4 protein-coding genes and 1 pseudogene are annotated in these 5,341 nt (G+C 69.5%); all 5 read right to left on the bottom strand.

Annotated features, from left to right (window positions below; all coding sequences use genetic code 11):
- A pseudogene (locus MTQ10_RS27510) lies at positions 1-445 on the bottom strand (type VI secretion protein); the annotation flags it as partial.
- 14 nt (positions 446-459) lie between these two features.
- Entirely contained in the window at positions 460-1,869 is a 1,410-nt protein-coding gene (locus MTQ10_RS27505) for an ATP-binding protein (protein ID WP_247472977.1), read from the bottom strand.
- Between the two features lie 14 nt (positions 1,870-1,883).
- Positions 1,884-3,446 (bottom strand): SCO6880 family protein, encoded by a 1,563-nt coding sequence (locus MTQ10_RS27500; protein WP_247472976.1) that lies wholly within the window; start codon positions 3,444-3,446, stop codon positions 1,884-1,886.
- A complete protein-coding gene (locus MTQ10_RS27495) occupies positions 3,443-4,804 on the bottom strand; it encodes a hypothetical protein (RefSeq protein ID WP_247472975.1) in 1,362 nt (453 codons plus the stop codon). Before MTQ10_RS27495 ends, MTQ10_RS27500 begins: the two co-directional genes overlap by 4 nt.
- A partial coding sequence (locus tag MTQ10_RS27490; protein ID WP_247472974.1) for a hypothetical protein occupies positions 4,794-5,341 on the bottom strand: 548 nt, incomplete at its 5' end. The genes MTQ10_RS27490 and MTQ10_RS27495, both read right to left, overlap by 11 nt.

The following is a 5,341-nucleotide window of genomic DNA, read 5'->3' as shown; positions in this document are numbered from 1 at the left end:
GTGCCGTAGTGGTCTTGTGGGCCGGGTCGGGTGTCGTCGGTTCGGGGCGGGGTGCCGTCGAGGTTCTCCCTGCGCGGCGCCTGGCCCGGCCGGCCTTCCAGCGGGCCAGCGTGCCCAGCGCGAACACCGACAGCACGAACAGGACCATCAGCTGGCCGATGAACAGCCCCCAGAACAGGCCGTACCCGGAGAGCTGCGCGGGAGGTGTGTCGGGCCAGGCACCGGCCATGTCGTGCGGCTGGCCGATGAGATGCCGCATGGCCAGCGGGGTGCGGGTGAACGTCACCCCGTCCGGCCAGGCGCCGTGCGCGAACCAGCCCGCCAGGCCCGTCGCCGTCCACACCAGCAGGGTCATGCCGAGCAGGAACGCGAGTATGCCCACCAGCAGACCGTCGGGGATGCCGCCCTGACCGGTTCTCTGACCGCGCTGGTTGTCCGCTGCCACGTCCACCCCCTGCTCTACGCCACCGTGGACTCGGCGTCGCCCAGGTGCTGTTCCATGAAGGCCGCCGCCCGCTCCTCCGCCTCCAGCTCGGCGGCGCGCAGGGCGTCGTCCGTGACGTCGCTGGCGGACTCCGTCATCGCGCGGTCGGTGAAGACGAGGGGGCGTTCGGTCTCGGTGACCAGGTGTTTGACGACCTGCACATTGCCGTTGACGTCCCACACGGCGATGCCCGGAGTGAGCGTCGGAATGATCTCCACGGCCCAGCGGGGCAGGCCTAGGACCCGGCCGGTCGCGCGGGCCTCGTCGGCTTTCTGGGCGTAGATCGTGCGGGTGGAGGCCATCTTCAGGATCGCCGCCGCCTCCTTCGCCGCGGCGCCGTCGACGACGTCGGACAGATGGTGGACGACCGCGACGAACGACAGACCGAGGCGGCGGCCGAACTTCAGCAGACGCTGGAACAGCTGTGCCACGAACGGGCTGTTGATGATGTGCCAGGCCTCTTCCACCAGGAAGATGCGCTTCTTGCGGTCGGGCCGGATCCACGTGTGCTCCAGCCACACGCCGACGATCGCCATGAGGATGGGCATGGCGATGCTGTTGCGGTCGATGTGGCTGAGGTCGAACACGATCAGCGGGGCGTCCAGGTCGATGCCGACCGTGGTCGGGCCGTCGAACATGCCGCGCAGGTCACCGTCGACGAGACGGTCCAGGACCAGGGCGACGTCCAGGCCCCACGCCCGGACGTCGTCTATGGCGACGTTCATCGCCTCCGCCGACTCCGGCTCCGGGTGCCGTAGCTGCTCGACGATGTCGGACAGGACGGGCTGGCGGTCGACGATGGTCTCGTTGACGTACGAGTGGGCGACCTTCAGGGCGAAACCGGCCCGCTCGTCGAGGCCGTGACCCATCGCCACCTCGATGATCGTGCGCAGCAGGGCGAGCTGCCCCGTGGTGGTGATGGACGGGTCGAGCGGGTTGAGGCGGATGCCGTGGTCGAGGGCGGCCATCGGGTCCAGGCGGATGGGAGTTATCCCCAGCTCCTGCGCGATGAGGTTCCACTCGCCGACGCCGTCCTCGCCCTGCGCGTCCAGGACGACGACCTGGCGGTCCTTGAAGCGGAGCTGGCGCAGGACGTACGTCTTCTCCAGCGCCGACTTGCCGTTGCCGGACTCGCCGAGGACCAGCCAGTGCGGGGCGGGCAGCTGCTGGCCGTACAGCTGGAACGGGTCGTAGATGTAGCCCTTGCCGGAGTACACCTCACGGCCGATGATCACGCCGGAGTCGCCGAGGCCGGGCGCGGCCGTCGGCAGGTACACGGCCTGGGCCTGGCCGGTGGAGGTGCGGACCGGCAGGCGGGTCGTCTCGACCTTTCCGAACAGGAAGGACGTGAAGGCGTCCGTGAGGACGGACAGCGGGTCCCGCATCAGCGCATCAGCCCCTACCTTCGGATTCCGGTGGCGAACGGCAGCGTGTTCACGAATGCCCGGTGGTGCTCGCGGTCGCACCACTCCAGCTTCAGATACGACTTTCCGGCCGAGGCCCTTATCGTCCGCTTGTCGCGGTTCAGGGCCTCGGGTGAGCGGGAGGAGACGGTGATGTAGCCGACCAGGTTGACGCCGGCGGCGCCGCTGGCGAGGTCCTCGCCGCGCTGGTCGAGACGGTTGTGGGCGGCGATGTCCCGCGGGTCGACGGTGCGGTTCATCTTCGCGGCGCGGGAGGCCTCCGCCTCGTCGTTGGTCTTCTCCGTCAGCATGCGTTCGATGGCGACCTCGGTGGGTTCGAGGTCCATGGTGACGGCGACCGTGCGGATGACGTCCGGGGTGTGGACGAGGAGCGGGGCGAGGAAGTTCACCCCGACGGGAGTCATGGGCCACTCCTTGATCCAGGCGGTGGCGTGGCACCAGGGCGCGCGGGTGGAGGACTCGCGTGTCTTGGCCTGGAGGTAGGTCGGCTCGGTGGCGTCCAGCTCGGCCGGCCAGGCGTTGCGTTTCGTCATCGCCTGGATGTGGTCGATCGGGTGGTCCGGGTCGTACATGGAGTGGATGAGGGAGGCGAGCCGGCTCTGCCCGAGGGGCTGGCGGACCCGGATGTCGGCCTCCTGCAGCCGGGAGCAGATGTCGGTGAGCTCGCGGGCCATGACGACGGCGAGGCCCGCGTCCCGGTCGACTCTGCGGCCTCCCGCCTGGGTGCGGGCGGCGCGGGCCATGGCGTGCGCCTCGGCGGCCAGCTCGCGGGTGTAGTGCATGCAGGCGACCAGGTAGGCGCGGTGCTGCTCGCTGGAGGTGGACACCATCGACAGCAGCTGGTCGTACGACTGCTGGAGCCACGGCGGGGCCTTGTCGTCGCCGCGTACGGCGACGTCCTTGGCGTGGGCGTCGGGGTCTGCGGGCAGGGTGCGGGCGAGCATTTGCAAGCGGGTGACGAAGCCGTCCCCGTTGGCGACGTGCTTGAGGAGCGTGCCGAACCGGTCGACGAGGGCTTCCTGGTCCTCGCTGTCGCGCAGGCCGACGCCGGGGCCCTCGATCTCGATGGCGGCGGTGACGGTGCGCCGGTCGGCGTGCAGCAGCACGGCGATCTCGTCGGGGCCGAACGGTGCCGACAGCCAGGTGATGCGGCCGATGCCGGGTGGGGGCCCGATCTCGACCTCGCGGCCGTCGAGGCGGGTGCCGGCCTCGATGGCGCCGGAGCGGTAGGTGGCGCCGCGGCGCAGGGTGCGCTTGTAGCTGCGGTTGATCTCGAACCACTTGTAGAACGTGCGGTGCTTGTACGGCACGTAGACCGCGGCGAGCGCGAGCAGCGGGAAGCCGGTGAGCAGCACGATGCGCAGCGGGAGGACGGGGACGAGGAGGCCGCACATCATGCCGAGGAACGCGCCGGCGATGATCAGCGCGATCTCGCCGGTCTCGCGGTTGCGGCCGACGATGGCGTTCGGCCGGGCTCGGCCGATCAGATACGTACGGCGGGGCGTGACCGGGTGGGACACATGGGAGTCGGTCGTCAACGCCCTTCACCTCCCGTGCGGTTGGGGCTGTTGCCGGTGTTGCGGGTCGTGCTGGCGTGAGGTGTGTGGACGGTGCTGGCGCGGGGCGGGGGTGCGGCGGAGGGGACAGATCCGCCGCCACCACCGGTCGGGGTGCGGCTGCTGTGCGCGGCGACGCCGCCGGTGGCCGGGTTGGCCGGGCGGGGGGTGCTGCTCGTCGTGGCCGCGGCGGCGCCGCCGTTGCTGTCGGCGCGGGTGCTGTGGGTCTTGATGCCCTGGGCGACGAGGGTGGCCGGGGAGCTGATGACGGCGGCGGCCTTGCTCTCGGCGCTCTGCATGATGCGGTTGTTGCGGGAGTTGGCGATCTCGTCGCCGAAGCCGGGCACGAAGCGGTAGATCATGCCGCTGGCGAAGATCGCGAGCAGGATGATGGCGAGGCCGGAGACGACGGCGGCGAGGGAGTCGGGGCCGTCGTCGGTGCTGAGCGCCCCGGCCAGGCCGAGGACGATGACGATGACCGGCTTGACGAGGATCACCGCGATCATGATCCCGGCCCAGCGGCGGACGTGGCCCCACAGGTTCTTGTCGACGAGGCCGGCGTAGACGACGACGCCGAGCAGCGCGCCGACGTACAGGAGGACTGCCCGCAGGAACAGCTCCAGGTAGAGCACGCCGGCGGCGAGAATCGAGATCAGGCTGACGATGATCAGCATGATCGGGCCGCCGCCGATGTCGGTGCCCTTCTTCAGGGCCTCGGAGAAGGTGCCGAAGAACGTGTCCGTCTGGTCGCCGGTCGCCTTGGCGAGGACGTCGCTGACGCCGTCGGTCGCCGAGACGACCGTGTAGAGGATCAGCGGCGTGAACGCGGAGGCCAGGACGGTCAGCCAGAGGAACCCGATCGCCTCGGACACGGCGGTGGTGAACGGCACACCGCGGATCGCCCTCTTGGCCACGGCCAGCAGCCACAGCACGAGCGTCAGGATGGCCGACGCGGCGAAGACGATGGCGTACTGCTGGAGGAACTTCGGGTTGGTGAAGTCGACGGAGGCCGTGTTCTTCACGGCTGCGCTGAGCTTGTCGACGGTCCAGGAGGCGGCCTCGGCGCAGCCCTTGGCGAGGGAGCTGAGGGGGTCGAGGGTGGAGTTGGGGTCTTGGGTTGTGCCGGGGGTGGAGGGGTGGTTGGTTGGGTTGCCTCGTTCGCAGTACTTCTTGGCCGGCCCGGCGATCAGAGCGCAGGGGTCGCTGCTCTGTGAGGGGCTCGGCGAAGGACTGGGACTGGGCGATGGCGCGGCGAAGGCACGTGTGGTTGCCAGCACTGCGATCGCTTCTACGGCGGTGACAGCCCCAGCCAGTGTGAGGACGCGGCGGTTAGCGGGCATAGGTGAACCCTCCGAACTCCTTGACCGCCTTGCTGATCTCATCGGCGCCGGAAACGGGGTTGTCTCCCGCCACCGGAGTGGGGCCGGTCTTCTGGCTGGTCTCCAGAACCTTCCAGTCGTTGCCGGACCAGTTCAGCTTGATCGTCACGGTGAACCAGCCGCTCGTGACGGGATTCGTCGAGTCCTCGCTGGCCAGTCCGAAGAGGCCGTTGCACCAGACCTCGACGGTGGCTGTGCTGGTAGTGAAGGACGTTGTCTTGGTGCCCGCAGGCATGGTGCGGTTGACGAAGGTGGTGCCCGGGCGGGCGCTGCCGTCGTCGTTGAGACCGATCTTCTTCAGGAAGGCCGCGGAGTAGTCCGCGTCGAAGCCCGCCTGGAGCTGGTCGACGGCACTCGGGTCAGAGATGGTCTGCACGATCTCGTGGCGTCTGGCGGCGTTGAACATGCCGTCAGAGCCCAGCACCATCGCATAGTTCGCAGCCGCGCTCTCCGCCCCCTGCTGATCATGAGCAAACCCCGAAGGAATCCCCCCGCTCC

It is taken from the genome of Streptomyces sp. XM83C (genome assembly GCF_023072675.1).
Taxonomy (GTDB): Bacteria; Actinomycetota; Actinomycetes; order Streptomycetales; family Streptomycetaceae; genus Streptomyces; species Streptomyces thermocoprophilus.
The sequence above is the reverse complement of the archived record's forward strand: the minus strand, read 5'-3'. Positions and strand labels throughout refer to the sequence as shown.